This window comes from Trichocoleus sp. FACHB-591 (assembly GCF_014695845.1).
Taxonomy (GTDB): domain Bacteria; phylum Cyanobacteriota; class Cyanobacteriia; order FACHB-46; family FACHB-46; genus Trichocoleus.
This window is the reverse complement of record NZ_JACJPA010000119.1, coordinates 148,247-163,982: the sequence shown is the minus strand read 5'-3', so window position 1 is coordinate 163,982 and position 15,736 is coordinate 148,247. Positions and strand designations below refer to the sequence as shown.

14 protein-coding genes are annotated in these 15,736 nt (G+C 50.6%); 7 read left to right on the top strand and 7 right to left on the bottom strand.

Annotated features, from left to right (window positions below):
- Positions 1-31: 31 nt before the first annotated feature.
- The 4 genes from H6F90_RS27685 (at position 32) to H6F90_RS27670 (ending at position 4,786) form a co-directional block, all read left to right on the top strand.
- Positions 32-784, top strand: a complete 753-nt coding sequence (locus H6F90_RS27685; RefSeq protein WP_190555225.1) for an ABC transporter permease — start codon at positions 32-34, stop codon at positions 782-784.
- On the top strand, positions 785-2,038 hold the full coding sequence (locus tag H6F90_RS27680; protein ID WP_190555203.1) for an ABC transporter ATP-binding protein: 1,254 nt from the start codon (positions 785-787) through the stop codon (positions 2,036-2,038).
- Positions 2,039-2,126: 88 nt separating this feature from the next.
- A complete protein-coding gene (locus tag H6F90_RS27675) occupies positions 2,127-4,439 on the top strand; it encodes a phospholipid carrier-dependent glycosyltransferase (RefSeq protein ID WP_190555202.1) in 2,313 nt (770 codons plus the stop codon).
- 131 nt (positions 4,440-4,570) lie between these two features.
- Entirely contained in the window at positions 4,571-4,786 is a 216-nt protein-coding gene (locus H6F90_RS27670) for a hypothetical protein (protein ID WP_190555201.1), read from the top strand.
- 32 nt (positions 4,787-4,818) lie between these two features.
- Here H6F90_RS27670 and H6F90_RS31665 read toward each other — a convergent pair whose 3' ends face one another.
- The 5 genes from H6F90_RS31665 to H6F90_RS27645 form a co-directional block, all read right to left on the bottom strand.
- Entirely contained in the window at positions 4,819-7,245 is a 2,427-nt protein-coding gene (locus tag H6F90_RS31665) for a tetratricopeptide repeat protein (protein ID WP_190555200.1), read from the bottom strand.
- Between the two features lie 321 nt (positions 7,246-7,566).
- Positions 7,567-8,946 (bottom strand): serine/threonine-protein kinase, encoded by a 1,380-nt coding sequence (locus tag H6F90_RS27660; RefSeq protein ID WP_190555199.1) that lies wholly within the window; start codon positions 8,944-8,946, stop codon positions 7,567-7,569.
- A 48-nt stretch (positions 8,947-8,994) separates the two neighbouring features.
- The gene (locus tag H6F90_RS27655; protein WP_199296221.1) at positions 8,995-9,966 is read right to left on the bottom strand and encodes a DUF4349 domain-containing protein; all 972 of its coding nucleotides are present in this window, start codon (positions 9,964-9,966) and stop codon (positions 8,995-8,997) included.
- A gap of 93 nt (positions 9,967-10,059) precedes the next feature.
- Positions 10,060-10,443 (bottom strand): hypothetical protein, encoded by a 384-nt coding sequence (locus tag H6F90_RS27650; RefSeq protein WP_190555198.1) that lies wholly within the window; start codon positions 10,441-10,443, stop codon positions 10,060-10,062.
- Between the two features lie 166 nt (positions 10,444-10,609).
- The gene (locus tag H6F90_RS27645) at positions 10,610-11,191 is read right to left on the bottom strand and encodes a metal-dependent hydrolase (protein ID WP_190555197.1); all 582 of its coding nucleotides are present in this window, start codon (positions 11,189-11,191) and stop codon (positions 10,610-10,612) included.
- Between the two features lie 49 nt (positions 11,192-11,240).
- On the opposite strand from H6F90_RS27645, the gene H6F90_RS27640 reads away from it, so the two are divergent.
- Positions 11,241-12,248 (top strand): aldo/keto reductase, encoded by a 1,008-nt coding sequence (locus H6F90_RS27640; protein ID WP_370588112.1) that lies wholly within the window; start codon positions 11,241-11,243, stop codon positions 12,246-12,248.
- 6 nt (positions 12,249-12,254) lie between these two features.
- Here the strand turns inward: H6F90_RS27640 and H6F90_RS27635 are convergent, their stop codons facing one another.
- On the bottom strand, positions 12,255-13,565 hold the full coding sequence (locus tag H6F90_RS27635) for an FAD-dependent oxidoreductase (RefSeq protein WP_242024653.1): 1,311 nt from the start codon (positions 13,563-13,565) through the stop codon (positions 12,255-12,257).
- 313 nt (positions 13,566-13,878) lie between these two features.
- Here H6F90_RS27635 and H6F90_RS27630 point away from each other — a divergent pair, with 313 nt between their 5' ends.
- On the top strand, positions 13,879-14,568 hold the full coding sequence (locus tag H6F90_RS27630) for a WGxxGxxG-CTERM domain-containing protein (RefSeq protein WP_190434727.1): 690 nt from the start codon (positions 13,879-13,881) through the stop codon (positions 14,566-14,568).
- Between the two features lie 84 nt (positions 14,569-14,652).
- Here H6F90_RS27630 and H6F90_RS31260 read toward each other — a convergent pair whose 3' ends face one another.
- Positions 14,653-14,778, bottom strand: coding sequence for a hypothetical protein (locus H6F90_RS31260; protein ID WP_255525079.1), 126 nt, complete (start codon positions 14,776-14,778; stop codon positions 14,653-14,655).
- Between H6F90_RS31260 and H6F90_RS27625 the strand changes: the two genes are divergently transcribed.
- Entirely contained in the window at positions 14,777-15,637 is an 861-nt protein-coding gene (locus H6F90_RS27625) for a hypothetical protein (RefSeq protein WP_190555196.1), read from the top strand. The two genes, H6F90_RS31260 and H6F90_RS27625, sit on opposite strands and share 2 nt — an antisense overlap.
- Positions 15,638-15,736 lie beyond the last annotated feature (99 nt).

Here is a 15,736-nt window from a genome sequence, read left to right as displayed (position 1 = left end):
AGCTAGCCTATCACGCCGTCAGGGGAAGTTGATGCAGCGATTAGATCTCCTCCGCGAATTAGTAATTCGTGATATCCAAATTCTTTACAAGCGATCGGCTTTGGGTCTGGCTTGGACGCTCATTAACCCCTTGTTACAACTGGCTGTTTTTGCCTTTGTTTTCCAGCTTGTCTTGCCAGTTAATGTTCCTAAGTATTCCTCATTTGTGTTCAGCGGCTTATTGGTGTGGAACTGGTTCCAAAGCTCTCTCTTTCAAGCTACAGGTGTGATCACTAATAACCGGGCACTAATTCGACAACCTGGTTTTCCCGCAGCAATCTTGCCCGCAGTCACTGTCACGACTGGGCTGATTCACTTTACTTTAGCGCTGCCCATCTTGCTAGTGTTTATGAGTATTGATGGCATCGAACTCAAGCCAATTATCTTGGCGATGCCGCTGCTACTAGCGTTGCAGTTTGTACTCACAGTCAGCCTCACCTATCCTTTAGCCGCGGTCAATGTCACGTTTCGGGATACTCAGCACATTCTTGGGGTGATTCTGCAACTGTTGTTTTATCTCACACCCTTGTTTTACGACCTGAAAAGTGTACCGGAAAATCTACGTTTGGTTTATCACCTCAATCCGATTGTGCTTTTGGTGGAATCCTACCGAGATATTTTGATCCAGGGCGTACAACCAGACTGGATGGCGCTAGGAATTTTGAGTGCGTTGAGTGTGGTGCTGCTTCCCATTGGACACCAGATTTTCAGACGGCAGAGCGATCGCTTTGTGGAGGAGTTGTAAATGCGTTACGCAGTCTCGGTCCAGGGTTTAGGCAAGCAGTTCTCCCGATATCATGGCGATCGCCCACTAACCCTTCAAGAAGCAGTTCTATCTGGCTTGCGCCGCATGCAACCCGTTGAGAAGTTCTGGGCTTTACGGGATATCAGTTTTACCGTTCTGCCTGGACAAATGCTGGGAATTATTGGCAGAAATGGAGCTGGAAAATCTACCCTGCTCCAGCTAATTGGGGGGGTGGGCCGACCGGATGAAGGCAAAGTAAAAATCAATGGTCGGATTGGAGCCTTGCTCGACTTGGGAGCGGGCTTTCACTCGGATCTAACGGGACGCGAGAATGTTTTTGTCAGTGGGGTAGTCGCAGGATTAACTCGGCGGGAAGTGGCGCGTCGCTTCGATGCCATTGTTGAGTTTGCCGAACTAGCTCCCTTTATTGACAGTCCCCTCAGAACCTACAGTACTGGTATGCAGATGCGGCTTGCCTTTGCAGTTGCGGTGCATACTGACCCCCAAGTTTTACTAGTAGATGAATTTTTATCGGTTGGGGATATCTCCTTTCAAGCAAAATGCTTGGATCGCATTGCTCAGTTGAAAGAGCAGGGCTGTGCTATTATCCTAATTTCGCATAGCGCAGAACAAATTCAAGAACTGTGTGACCAAGCAATCTGGCTACGCGATGGCCAAATTATCGCCTATGGCGAGCCAGGAATTGTTGCAGGCCAGTACGTGGCTGAAATGCGATCCGAAACCCAGCGTCGAACTCCTACACGTCCTCCCAAACTCACTGATTCAGGCATTGAGTTGCGAGTCAACGAAAACCGTTTCGGTTCTTTAGAAGCTGAGATTACCAATGTACGCTTGCTACCTAAAGGTGAAATTGAGAGTGGAGCTCCCTTAGCTATCGAGATTCATTACCAAGCTGAGCAGCCAGTAGAATCTCCAATTATTAGCGTGACGATCAGCCGAGAAGACGGCCAAGCTTGTTTTGATATCAGTACCGAAACTTTAGGGCGATCGCTACCTCTGCTCGACGGCAAAAACCAAATCACATTACATCTCGATCGCCTTGATTTAGTAGGAGGAGACTACTTTGTGGATGTGGGCATCTATGAGCAGAACTGGGCTTATGCCTACGACTACCATTGGCATGCCTATCCTTTATCGGTTCGTTCACCCATTCAGCAAAAGGGAATTCTGTCTTCTCCTCATCGCTGGCGGCTTAGCCCTGCCCAAGTGCCAGCTTTAGGGACACGCTACTAGGCGATCGCGACTCGGCAACCTAAATCTAGCTCTTCTTTTATTCTCTCAGACTAAGCCAGCCGAGCATCCTAAGAGGAGCAAATCAGCTATGAGAATCCAAAGAGGGTCGCAGTACTGCCTACTTGCTCTATGGTTAGCTTGGACGGTGGGGCTACTTCTGATTTATTACCGCCAAGTCTGGTTGTCACCCACAGAAAATTTAGCCTTAGTTTGGTCCAATCTAGTCGATCTACTGCCACTGCTGGGGATCGGCTTGGGAGCAGCATTACTACTGTTTTTAGCGCAGCGAGTTGGCAGAAAAATTAGTCAACTGCTACGACAGGAAAAATTCACCCAGCCATCCCAACTGCTTTATGGCACTTTGCTTGAATTTGGTGGACTGACAATTTATGTGGCTCTCTCTTATCTCTTGATCCGCCGGGTTTTATTACCAGGTTTACCTTACTTTCATGAAGCCGTTGGGCGTAGTGTCCTAGGAATCGTAGGAGCTGGCTTGACGGTGGTAGCGGCTCAATTTCTGGGACTAGGAGTTTGTCGATTGCTGTTGCGTTGGCAGTTTCAGGACTGGCGCGATCGCTGGCTCTACCACAGTGCAATTGGCTTAGGTGCGCTGGCTTATCTCTCTCTAGGACTCGCGTTCCTAGGGATTTACTATCGTTTGAGTATTCAAATTTTAGTCGCAACTGTCTTGGCAGCAGGTAGTTTGTGGCTGGGCTACTGTTTCAAGTCTGACAATTCATTGCAACCTCGCTCAGCCGCTCAACCCCGCCTCACTCCCACCGTGACCCCTGCTGATCGAATTTGGCAAGGAGTTACTCTGATCGCGATCGCCATTGCATTTGTGTGTGCTTTGGCTCCAGAGCAGGAGTTTGATGCGCTCAGTTACCACCTCAGTTTTCCAGAAATGTGGCTGGAGGCAGGATATTTAGTAGACCTGCCAGCTCAGTATGTTTCGCTTTACCCAATGACTTGGGAGTTGATTTTTGGGGCAGGTTTGGCCCTAGGCGGACCGATCACTGCCAAATTACTCCATTTTGTTTCTTTGCCCCTGACCGTTCTTCTGACTTACCAGCTCACACGCCGCTTTGTTGCTGGAGTTTCTCCGTGGCTCGCTAGTGCTTTCTTAGTAACTGTTCCAATTGTTTTGTGGGAGGCCACCAGCGCTTATGTTGATTTAGCCTTAGCGTTGCATGTAGGACTCGTGTTATATGCTCTGTGGCAATATGTACAAGAGCGACATTGGCAGTGGTTAGTCTTAGCAGCACTGAACCTAGGCTTGGCATTGGCTAGTAAACACTTGGCGCTCTTTGTGCTGGCACTAGCCGCGATAGGGCTATTTCTACAGCTTTGGTTCCAGACGAAAAACTTTCGACAAGCTGTCATCCCCGCGATCGCTCTTAGTGTAGGCAGCCTAGTGTTACCGTTTCCTTGGTATCTCCGCAGCTGGCTCGCTTCAGGAAATCCAGTTTTTCCAGAACTGTTCAGTCTGTTTGGTGCCCCTGCCGATCGCTGGGATGCAGTTTCCGAAAGAGGATTAGATCATTTCTTAGAGCAATTTGGGCGTCCCGACTCTGTCTTAAATCTGCTCACCTTGCCTTGGGATATGACGGTGAATGCGGCTGATTACGGTGGTACCCTCGGCCCTTTGTTTCTCTTGTTTCTACCTGGATGGGTTTTTATCCGTCGCTACTCTTCAGCTGCGTCCTGGTTTGCAGGCTTCGTCTTGTTGTACGTTGTCCTTTGGGCTTCTCCTTTTTGCAGCTTCCAAATGCGCTTTTTAGTGCCGATTACTCCGCTTCTGGCAATTCTGGCAGCAGCATCGTGTGAAGGGCTTGCCCATTGGCTCAACTCTTTTGCGAGAGGGGGTGGTCTAGCTTTGTACACAGGCTTAGCTGTGCTTCTTCCACTCAACTTGCCGCCATTTCTACCCTTCCACGAAGGCAATCGCGTCGGTTGGACTGGTTGGTTAACCCATGTGATTCGTGAGCTACCTTTGCCAGTAGTAGTAGGACAAACATCAGAAGCCGCTTATTTACAGAAAACAGTCCCTTCCTATTCGGCTTGGCAATATATCAATGCTCACTTACCCAAAACAGCTAGAATTCTCACCTTTAGTGATGGTGACCAATTCTATAGCGATCGCGATCGCTTGTGGAGTGACGCCACGATCGCCCGCCCAGCGACTTGGGGAGCAGCACGAGGACAGGAAAAACAAGCCTTTCAGTCCTTACAGAAGTCAGAAATCTCCCACATTCTCTTCGATAAGCAACAGCTCAAGTCACTGCCTCCAGATACTCTGGCAATCGCCCAACCCGAAGCAGTAAAAACTTGGTATGAGGAAGTATATGAGGATAGCCGTTATATTCTCTACCGAGTGCAGTGGGAGAAATCAGCGCTTTAATCAAAAATCACCCTCACTCCGCCCTGAGTCTCACCCTTTTGATAGTAATTGAGGTGGCAACTGCAAAGGTAGCCTGATACAGCGGATAAAAACCGTTTACTGGATTACAAGACGCAGCTCAGGTTGACTCAATGCTTGAAACAGTTAAAAAGCCCCAACTTCCCCAAGAACAGCCACCTCAACTGTGGTCGCTGGGCAGAGTAGTACAGATGGGCTTAGCTGGATTTGCCTTCCTATACTTATTGGGCTATGGCTTTGCAGGTCAGATGATGCTCTCACCCTCGCCTGCTCAGCAAGTAACTTCTAACGTGACTGATACTGACGATGCGCTTACGATGGTTCCCTAGCATCAACTTGAGCCATTGTTCAGGTCAGTTATTTAGCAGTTAATCAGGTTGGCATCTACCACGGCTTGTTGTAGTTTTTTCAGAGTACCCTGAGCTTTACGACGATTAAGTAAATCACCGCGATCGATAAATAACTGTTCTGCCTGCTGTAAATCGGCGATCGCTCCTGGGTTATCACCTAGCTTGGCACGAGCTAGACCGCGATAGAGGTAAGCAGTGGCGTCTTCAGGATGGAGTCCAATCGCCTGACTGTAGTCTTCAATTGCGCCTAGTTTGTTACCAATGCGGGTTCGAGCTACTCCCCGGTAGAAGTAAGTAGTCGCATCATCGGGAGACAGTGCGATCGCCTGGCTGTAGTCTTCAATTGCCCCCAGCTTGTCGCCTAACTCAGCACAGATAAAGCCACGATTGCAGTAAGCAACATTGTTGTCAGGATTTCGCTGAATTGCTTGGTCAAAGTCTGCCATTGCCTCTGCTGAGTTGCCTAAGTCATAACGAGCCACGCCCCGGTTGGTATAGGCGACATCGTTATGTGGATCAATCTGTAAGACTTGGGTGTAATCGGCGATCGCCCCTGATTTATCACCAATCTCGTATCGGGTAGCCGCCCGCTGAAAATAAGCCGTAGCATCATTGGCATCTAACAGCGGTTGGTCAAAGCGATCGATTAACCCTTGGATAGTTTGAGTATCAGTGGTGCGAAGTCCGAGTTCTAGTTCTGGAAAGACGGTGCTAGAGACGGGTAGGTTAGGAATTTTGAGAACGGCTAAGCGGCGATCGCACACTAAAAAATTCTCATCTGCTCCCAAGATTTTGAACTTAAATTGTTGCGGAAACTCCTGCTTCAGTTGCGCCAGTTGCTTCAGCGTGTTGTGGAGCCAACTTCTTTCGGGGGGTGATATGGGCGATCGCGGACTGATATAGCGAGGGGCGTAGCTTTGATGGGTCATGCCTAAATGGCTCCACCCCATCGATAGGCAACCGTCGCGTTGCAAGAACGCTCTAAACTTCTCTAGCAAGGCAGCATCTAAACTAAACGGGTTGGGCCATGGCCAAACTACAATCACTTGATTTTCCGCTTGGTCGAGTAATTCTTCTAAAAAGGCTCGGCTACCCGCTAGTGGTTCCGGGCGATCGCTGGGTGCTGGCAAGGTAAAACGCAGCGCCATAACTAGCTCATGGTTTGGCATTCCCGGCAAAGCTTGCAATTGCTGATTGATACCGCCCAACCGCTTTTGCAACGTTGCTTCTAGCTCGCCTCGGACTTCTACCATGTTGCCCTCCACACCTTCCAGGCGAGTCGCTAAGCTTTGGAGTTGGCTTTGCAGGGCACTGTTGTCTAACAGTTGCGGTAAACGATGAATCCAGTCGCGCAGGGCTTTGTGCTGTTGGTATAGCGCTTCTGTATTGCGTTGTACGGTGGTGACTTGTTGGCGGAGCTGAGCCACCTCAGGGCCTAAACTTGCCTGAGATTGAATCTGGTCTTGCAAATTTGCCAAGTCAGGCAAGGTTGGCAACTGGCTCAGCCGAGCCTCCATTGCAGCGACCGTCTGGCTCAACTCCTCAAGGAGGTGGGCTTCGCCAGGGGCATGAACTTTACTGTGGAGGACATCTAGTTGTTTGCGGAAAATAGTGATTGCCAGCCGCAAAGGGGCGACAGACTGCTCTAAGCCTTGATACTTGTGCTGTAGATTTTCTAAATCTACTAAGGCGCGAGTAAATTCTCGCCGGGGTACTAGCCCGGCAATGACTCGGATCAGGGATTCTACATCTTGCTTGAGGGAACTGGCATCAAAGGGAGTGGGTAAATGATTCAGGCGACGGTTGATGTGGTTAACCTGATCTTGCAACCCCTTTACCTGGCTCATAGGCTCGTTGCTGAGGAGCTTCAGATCAGCCTGGGCTTGTACCATGTCTGCTTGTAATCGGGCGATCGCGGCTTCTGTCTGCTCTGCTTGAGGATGCGCCGTCAACTGAGCCAATTGGTCTGTCACCTGTTCTAAGGCAGTGGCAACTTGACTATGCTGAATTTGCATCTGCTCCAAGTCCTGACGCAGCCCTGCAACATCTTGAGCTTTCAGGGGAGCCAGTTGGCGTTGCATTTCCCATTGCAGTGTTTGTAACTGTTCTGAGAGTCTGTTCAAAGACTCACGGTGCCGCCGAAAGAAGTTTTGCTTGAGGCTGTCTAGCTCTACGACGCTGGGTAAGCCTTCAATGTGCTCTTGGAGGTAGGCTATTTCTCTAGTAACGCGACTGTCCAGTCGGGTGATGGTCAACTTGGTCAGTTGCTTGGTTTCTTGCTCAAACCGTTGTCGGTTGACTAGATTGAGAGCCAGCAAGCAAGAAATCGGGGCAGCCGCAAACAGAAATTGCTGCGAGACAGCCGCCGCAACTGCTCCAACCCCTGAGCTTGCAAGCATGAAATATTCGGCAGTTTCGCGCCAGCGACGATGATTCACAGCGTTTCCAGATAGCTGAGGTGAACAAGTCAGAAGGGTCTGCCTAAACTGGGTGGCCTAAACCTGGGTATAAGAGTAGATTGCACCGTGACAGAACAGCACCTTATTTCGCTTTTCAGCTCGGCTCAAGTGAATCAGGAACGTCTACGCATGGCGATGGTGATATAAAGCACGAGTTGCGGTGATACGGTGCAGCTCTCTAAACCAGCGATCGCCCCACATCTTTGAATAGCAGCCTGCTGAAGCTGACTTGGCTTCTCCGTACCTCGCTCTTTAAAGATTGATTGAAGTAAAAAACTGTCAGCAGAGTTAAATATTTGGCTAAGCCTTTGGCGATCGCACCTTGGCTAAAAAGGTTGACAACTCCTGTGCCAGCCACTTTTGCTCTGTATGAGTCAGCGCCGAGCCAAATTGGTGAGTTCGCACTCCCTCGATTAAGGCACAGGTATACACAGGCTGATCGTTGATTCGCATTTGGCTATCGAACCATTGAATTGTTTCTAAATCCTCCGTGTTGCCTTCCACCTGACGGTATCGCCAACCCAAGCACTGCTGCTGGAGCCGAAAACGATGGCGATTGATTTCTACATACGTCTGGATGGTAATGGGGCCTAAAGCGTTGCCTAGTAAAGTTAAACCTGCCATCCAGAAGGGAATGGAGAAGAGAGGAAAAAAGATGGGCGCACGCATCGCGATCGCCGAACTTGTCCAAAAAAAGATAAAACCATTCCAAACCAACGCAAAACCGAATAAACCGAGATTGCGAGATAAGAAACGTTGGGGTGGGATGTCAACTAGCACCTCCTGGGCTGTACGCTTTAGCTGAATGCGACTGCCAGCAGGTTGCCGCTCGATCTGGAACTCGGAGCTTGCTAACTCAACCTGATGACGAGGTGGCGCTTGTAATGCAGCCAAAGCTTCCTTGGCAGACGGAAAGCGATCCTCCATCGCAGGCTCTAGCATTTGGTCTAGCCAATTGGCAAAAGTGGAGGAGAGCTGTGTACAGGCACGAATATCGATTTTGAGGCGGCGCTGAGGCAAATCAGCGGGAGATTGGTGAGTGAGCAAAAACAATAACGTGGCCCCCAAGCCGTACAGATCGGTAGCGAGAACGGCTTTACCCCGAAACTGCTCTGGGGCCATGTAGCCATAGGTGCCTACAACCGTGCTGCCTTGAGTTAGTGTGTCTCGGTAGGTATCCTGAACCGCTCCAAAATCTACCAAGAAAATTTGCCCGTCAGCGTGTCGTAGGATGTTTTGGGGTTTGATGTCGCGGTGAATCACAGGTGGAGTAAGCGAGTGCAGGTAACTCAGCACCTCAAGGACTTGTATCGCTAGCTGCTTAGCTTCGGCCTCTCCAATCCGCCAGCCTTCCTTGACCCACTGCGCCAGCGATCGCCCCTCTGCCAATTCTTGCACCAGATAAAACCAGCGATTCTCTGGCGTATCCACCTGGAAGTAATTGAGATAGCGCGGAATAGCGGGATGTTGCAGGTAAGACAGCACTCTGGCTTCTCGCTCAAACAGTTCCAGCACTTTCCAGTCGGTGATGCGCCGGAGGGAGAGGGCTTTGAGGGCGACTTGCTGCTGGGTTTGTAGATCTTCAGCTTTGTAAGTGGTGCCAATGCCCCCCTGACCCAAGACTTCTAGGATGCGGTAGCGATCGCCAATGACATCCTGCGGTTGATGTAGTGCCTCCATCCACCCTGCTCCTCAAGCTGCGGTTCTGCTTTAATTGTGGCCTATCGGCTAGAGCGAGTCAGAGGCTGGAGGAGTTTCTGCAACTGGGGGCGAGGGAGGTGTGGGTTTTTGCCAGCGGTGGTAAGCGATCGCCCCTAATCCGCCAACTAGCAAGAGATAAGGGCTGTAGACAAACAACCAAATACTTAGGTTCAGCAACCCAACGGTTAGCTTGCCCATCGAATGAGTGGCTTGGCCCCAGGTTTCCTGCATGCGTAAACCGACTGGGCTTTCGGCTGGCGGCGAGGCGGCGATCGGCTCGGCCAAATTCAGGTTAATCGTAGAGAAGGCAACTTGACCTTGGAGGCTTTTGAGTTGTCCGTCTATTTGCTCAATTGATTGCCGTACGTTACTCAACTCTTGGGTTACACGCAGCACATCATTCATTGAGCCAGAGCGCTCCATAATCTTGAGCAGCATTTCCTCAGAGCGACGGAGATTGCGTAACCGAGACTGAAAATCTACGAGCTGAGTGGAAACATCTTCTACGGTGATGGAGCGAGACTGCACATTACCCAATTCTGCCAATGCCGCTAGCGTTGCTTCTAGACGCTCTTGGGGCACCTGAATCTGCATCGAAGCGGTGTGGCGAGTACTGTTATCCTGCGGTTTTTGGTCTTGTAGACCGACGACATCGCCTTGCTGACGTTGAGCGATCGCTGCGACTGACTTTAAGCTCGCGTCAATTGATTTGACCACCACGCTCAGCTCGGCCCGCTTGATCAATTGGGGTCGAGCTTGGGGAATTGCGGCGATCGCTTGTCCTGATGTTGCTTCTCCTCCAGAGCCGCTGGTGTTGCTATCACTGCCAGAATTACCACTGGCAGAATCGGTGGCCGTTTGTTTTTGGGCCATCATTGGCGCTGAAGCCGACTCCATCGTCTGGTAAGGTGCTGAAGCACAACTAACAAACAAAGCGCTGCTAAACAAGGTACTCAACAGCAACGAAGACTTAGGTTTTAGGTGAGATAAGCGGTTCACAGCCTACCCTCTCAGTAATTTTTGTTACTGCTAGTATGGCTCCGACGTTAGCTCACTCAGGATTGTGTAGCAATTTGTGTAACAGAGTGGTAGTTACGCCTGCTCATGCTCGATGAGAATTCTATGTTCTACCCACTCCGATTCTCTCTGTCTTAAATTTTCCTGGGCTACAGCAAGATAAGCTTTGACGGCTGCTACATGTTCCTCAACCGCTTTTCCATGCTCACTCGTAGCCATGACATAAGCTTCGGTAGAGGCAGCTTTGTTGATTTGGGCGAGCTTAGCATACTCCTTAGACGCTTGGGCATGCTCCTGAATCCACTGCCCCCGCTCTTCAATGACCTGTCCTACGTCTGCGCTCGCACCCTCTTGGCCTTGCAAAATCTTGCCGACCGTCTCGATCGATTCCCCATGCTTTTTAGCAATTTCTGCATGTCTCAATGCAGCTTCTGCACTTTGTGGTGATATTTCATGCATAGATTGCCATTCTCCTCTGGGCGGTGGGGCTCTTTGAGCGCTCTCTCTAGATCATAGAAACATTAGGGCTCATTCTCACCTATCCTGAGACCCAGGCTAAATATGTGATGAGCAGCACTTTAGTACCTTAAACAATTTCAGGCTGATAGAGCGATCGCCACTGAGATCAGACAGGTTTCCATCGGCGTAAATATTGGCAGAATTGGCAGACCCTTTCACGCAACAAATAGACTAACAGAACGAGATCTAAGGTCTGCTCAAACCACTGAAATTCGTGGCCGTAATAGCGAGGGTCCCAATAGCTGATGGCACTGTGGAAGCGAACAGTCCAGTTCAGCGGGAAGAATAACAGCGGTCCATCATCCACGTGAGTCAAGATGTCTACGGTTGTGTGAAATAAACAGGCGAGCAGAAACCAAAACAGCCAGCGAGTGCGAGAGCCAATGTTCCGTCGCCGGGGCCACACATAAGCTAGCCCCAGCAGCAACAGCACTGGAGCGTGCAAGGTATTATGTGCCGCGATCCAAAAAGGGTTGTGAAAATATAGCTCGTCAAACAGGAGATGAGCCGTATCCGCCAAGCTCCAACCTTTGATGAAGTGATAGTAGACAATGCCCCCGATCGACAGCACCCACAGAGGCAAATCGGGAGCTACAGAACCCAGCAAGAAGGCTCGCTTAACGATGGGTACTCGTGGCAGCGTTTTGTCCAAGGCAGCCGTCATCAAAAAGTGAGAATAGGTGTTCATAGGGCGATCGCACCACATCAAGAGCAGGTTGTTAGAGTGAGAAGGAATTTTGTCAGCAAACCAATCCGTTGTAGCAACTCAGGGAGCCCACATGGAGACGCGATCGCTCGGTAACTCTGACATCCAAATTTCACCCATTCTCATGGGTACCTGGCAAGCGGGCAAACGCATGTGGGTAGGGATTGAGGATGCAGACACAATTAAAGCAATTCGAGCGGCATTTGAGGCAGGCATCACCACCATTGACACCGCCGAAGTTTATGGAGAAGGCCACTCAGAGCAAGTCGTCGCGGAAGCCCTCTCCGATGTGCGAGATCAAGCGGTCTATGCTACCAAAGTTTTTGCCAACCACCTCAAATATGACCAAGTGATCGAAGCTTGCGATCGCTCCCTCAAAAACCTCAAAACCGACTACATCGACCTGTACCAGATCCATTGGCCCTGTGGAGCCTTCAACAGCGAGCTAGTGCCGATTGAGGAAACGATGCGGGCGCTGAATGACCTGAAGCAACAAGGCAAAATTCGGGCGATCGGGGTGTCGAATTTCTCGCGCGCTCAGCTAGAAGAAGCCTCCCAGTATGGCCGCATTGATAGCTTGCAACCGCCTTACTCGCTGTTTTGGCGCTATGTCGAAACTGATGCTGTGCCCTACTGCATTGAGCACAACATCTCGATCTTGGCCTACTCTCCCTTAGCTCAAGGCCTGCTCACTGGTAAGTTTGGGCCAGGTCACACCTTTGACTCCGCCGATAATCGCGCCAAAAATAAGCTATTTCAGGGCGAGAACTACGAACGCGCCCAAACCGCATTGGACAAACTCCGCCCGATCGCCGAACGGCACCAATGCACACTATCAAACCTAGCCTTAGCTTGGTTAATCGCTCAACCCCAAGCCAACGCGATCGCGGGTGCCCGCAACGCCGAGCAGTCGGTACAAAATGCTCAAGCCGCAGAAGTGAAGCTCTCGGCGGAAGAACTGCAAGAAATTGACGCGATCGGTCGAATCGTCACCGATCAACTAGCCAACGAAGGCCCCGTGATGTGGAGTTGGGGTTAGTTCTAGCTACTGCCTTACATGCACAGGCCACACCCCGAACCCAATGATCCGAGGCGGCAGATCCCGCAAAAATGGCCACTGGAGGAAGGCGGGTGGCTGGAAGGGCTGGCTAGTATCAAGCGCCCGCGCAATCAGTCGTTTTTGAATCAACGCTTGCAGCGCTTGGATGATCCGAGTGGGCCATTCCCGTCGTGCTTGCACTTTTGCCAGATGCCGCACCTCTAAATGCTTTGTCTGCAACGGCTGGGTCAGGATATTGGCTGCCACCACGGCATCTTGGATCGCGTAGTTGATGCCCACGCCGCCCACCGGAGACATGACATGAGCCGCATCGCCAATCAGTAGCAATCCAGGGCGATACCAACGAGATAAGCGACTAGACTCTACTGAGAGAAACGCCACCTGAGACCACTCTTGCAAGTGATGGACGCGATCGCTCAATTCTGGCACCACTTCCGCGATCGACTGGCGCAACGCTTCCAAACCTGCTCCCCGCAACTGCTGATACCCGCCTTTAGGAAAAATGTAAGCAGCTTGCCAAGTTTCAAAGCGGTTGAGCAAGGCCATCATCTTGCCTCGGCCAACTTTGGCAACCACGCCTTCCGGTTCGTCTGCGTGTCGAGGTAGACGAAACCACAGCACATCCATAGGTGGTGAGGTGCCGACAGCGGTAAAGCCTACCAGTTCGCGGATGCGAGAGTGACGACCATCTGCACCTACGGTTAGCATGGCTCGGACTTCGTGCCAGCCTCCCTGACCTCGATACCGCACCCCTCTAATCTCACCATTCTCCTCAATCAGCTCTTGGACATTTGCCCCTAAGACGAGCTGGAAGTTAGGGTACTGTTTCGCTTCATCCGTAATAAATTCTAGAAACCGTGCTTGCGGCATCATCGTGATATACGGATAGTGAGTTTTGAGGCGGCTAAAGTCCAGCGTTAGGAAGGCTTGCCCTTGCGCCGTAAACGTTCCCGTTCGCATCTTAGTATGGGGCAGTTGTAACAAGTGTTCTGCCAAACCCAGTTCTTCCATGATCTCCATCACCGAAGGGTGCAAGGTATCACCCCGAAAGTCGCGCTCGAAATCTCGATGGGCTTCTAGCAGCGTCACAGCAATGCCTCGACGTGCCAAAAGTAAGCCGAGGAAAGCACCCCCAGGCCCACCGCCCACAATGCAGCAATTTGTGGGTCGCACATCTAAGATTTCGTGAGTTCCCGGCGTTGGGAGAGCAACCGGGACTTCTGAAGTCGCATTTGTCATGCTCAGCACTCCTGCAATCTGCAAATAGTTGAGGCGCGATCGCCGACTACAGGGCATTTGGTTCAGTTGTTTCCCTCTAGCTCAACGGTAAGCGTGAAGGGGGTTGCGTTACTTGACCTGAAGCGGCTTGAACTCACCCTAACTCAGGCAACTTGAGAGGTTCTATAGATGTAAGAAAAAGTTTCTTTCCTTGGGGGGAGTTTAAGCCAGCGCAACTTCTAGCTCAAGGATGACTCCCAAATCCGTTAAAACTCTTAATGTTCTACGAGAGGTGTGTCCTGAACTGATTCAAGCGGACCTCAAAGAATTCAGAGCAAGGATTCAGAGTTTGTCCAGGCTGTAAACGCTTTACAAAAAAAGGAACTTTAAGATGAAATCTTCAGGCTTATCCAAGGTTGTTGGGGCAGGTGTGCTCACCCTCAGTTTGGCAGTACTCCCCATTACTCTTCCTGCTGCGGCTCAAGATGCAACAGGCGGAGCGACTGGCACCGCTGGCACCACAGGTACCACCGGAACTGGAACCGATGCGACTGGTACTGCTGGCACCACTGGCACAGGTACCGATGCGACTGGCACGGGCACCACAGGCACCACCGGAACTGGCACGGGTCTCGGTACTGATACGACTGGCACCACCGGAACTGGCACCACTGGAACTGGCACGGGTCTCGGTACTGACACGACTGGCACCACCGGAACTGGCACAGGCCTCGGCACTGATACCACCACTGGTACAACTGGCACGGGCACCACAGGTACCACCGGAACTGGAACCGATGCGACTGGTACTGCTGGCACCACTGGCACAGGCACGACTGGCACCACTGGCACTACCGGAACTGGAACAGATACCACCACTGGTACAACTGGCACCACTGGTACTACCACCTCTCCTAGCACCACGACCACGACCACAACCACAGATACTGCTGGCGATCGCGACTTCGACTGGGGTTGGTTAGGTCTGCTCGGTCTGCTCGGTTTGGCTGGTCTAACTCGCAAGCCTGAGACCACCACGACCTACCGTGATCCTGCTGAGACCACTCGCACTCGCTACTAAGCTTTGATATAGCACCGTTCTAGGTGCATACAAGCTAGAAATCAACTGGAGTCGGAGCCTTGGGTGAACGCCTGAGGCTCTTGTTTATTGGGTCCTTATTGGGGCGATCGCATTGTCAACCGTAAGTTTTCCGATAAGCGGGGTACGAGTTGTGAAGCTTGAATTAGCCAACTCAGGCGCGATCGCATTCAGCAGGGAAGAGAGCCCCATGAACGAAACAGCCAACAGCCCCAACTTGGAAAAGATTGCCAGCTTAGAACAACAAAATGCTGAACTGCGCCAAGAACTAAAAACCCTCACTGAAGAAATTTATCCCTACCGTCTTTATATTGAGGCCCGTAATAAACTATCTGCCTTGATGGTTGGATTAGTGACAGTTGTGGGCTTATTCGGGTTTGTTTCGGTCCAATCCTTAGTCAAAGATATTGAGAAACATATTAAAGAGAACGAAATTCAAAATATTGGTCGAGAAGTTAAAAATGATTTAATCAGAGATCAAGATTTCCGTAACCAAGTGTCTGATGATACTAGAAAAGATATTAAGCAAGAAGTGTTGCAAGACCAATCCTTTAAGGACAGGATTGCCAGAGAAGTCATTACGTCATTAAATCAAGATCAGGCATTTCAAGACAAAGTTGCTAAAGCTACGATTGATAACCCTAGAATTCAGTCATTGATTGAGGAATCTGTTCGAGCTTCCCTACTTCCCGTGGCAACCAAAGCCCAACAAGCGGCGACGACTGAGAGTGGGTCTCAATTCGCGCAAGCCTTAACCCAGTCTTATAAAGACAAGCGCTACTTCGTAATTGCAGCCTCCTCGCTGAGAGCTAAAGATGTGCAAAACGAACTGAGCCGCGTCCAGAAACTGGTTGGTGAGTCATTTAATCAACAGTTTCCCAATGCCAGAACTTGCGTACCCAGAGCTAGCAATTCTAGACATGCCTTAGTAGTAGGTAGTAATCTATCTTTTTCCGAGGCAGAAGCACTTAAAAAGAAGGCGATCGCTAATAAGTTTCAGAGTGACACTTATGTTTTACCCGCCAACAAAATCTTCTTTAATTGCAGCTAACCTGTCATAGCTTTGGCACCCTAGCGGGGAGCAACCACTCAGACGGAGTATCACTCATCGGTTTTCAGGACAGGCAGTGGGTAAAATCAAGTTCGACTG

Coding starts and splice junctions, on each gene's coding strand:
- H6F90_RS27685 (WP_190555225.1), top strand. CDS start 32: ATGCAGCGATTAGATCTCCTCCGCGAATTAGTAATTCGTGATATCCAA.
- H6F90_RS27680 (WP_190555203.1), top strand. CDS start 785: ATGCGTTACGCAGTCTCGGTCCAGGGTTTAGGCAAGCAGTTCTCCCGA.
- H6F90_RS27675 (WP_190555202.1), top strand. CDS start 2,127: ATGAGAATCCAAAGAGGGTCGCAGTACTGCCTACTTGCTCTATGGTTA.
- H6F90_RS27670 (WP_190555201.1), top strand. CDS start 4,571: ATGCTTGAAACAGTTAAAAAGCCCCAACTTCCCCAAGAACAGCCACCT.
- H6F90_RS27660 (WP_190555199.1), bottom strand. CDS start 8,946: ATGGAGGCACTACATCAACCGCAGGATGTCATTGGCGATCGCTACCGC.
- H6F90_RS27650 (WP_190555198.1), bottom strand. CDS start 10,443: ATGCATGAAATATCACCACAAAGTGCAGAAGCTGCATTGAGACATGCA.
- H6F90_RS27645 (WP_190555197.1), bottom strand. CDS start 11,191: ATGAACACCTATTCTCACTTTTTGATGACGGCTGCCTTGGACAAAACG.
- H6F90_RS27635 (WP_242024653.1), bottom strand. CDS start 13,565: ATGCCCTGTAGTCGGCGATCGCGCCTCAACTATTTGCAGATTGCAGGA.
- H6F90_RS27630 (WP_190434727.1), top strand. CDS start 13,879: ATGAAATCTTCAGGCTTATCCAAGGTTGTTGGGGCAGGTGTGCTCACC.
- H6F90_RS27625 (WP_190555196.1), top strand. CDS start 14,777: ATGAACGAAACAGCCAACAGCCCCAACTTGGAAAAGATTGCCAGCTTA.
- H6F90_RS31260 (WP_255525079.1), bottom strand. CDS start 14,778: ATGGGGCTCTCTTCCCTGCTGAATGCGATCGCGCCTGAGTTGGCTAAT.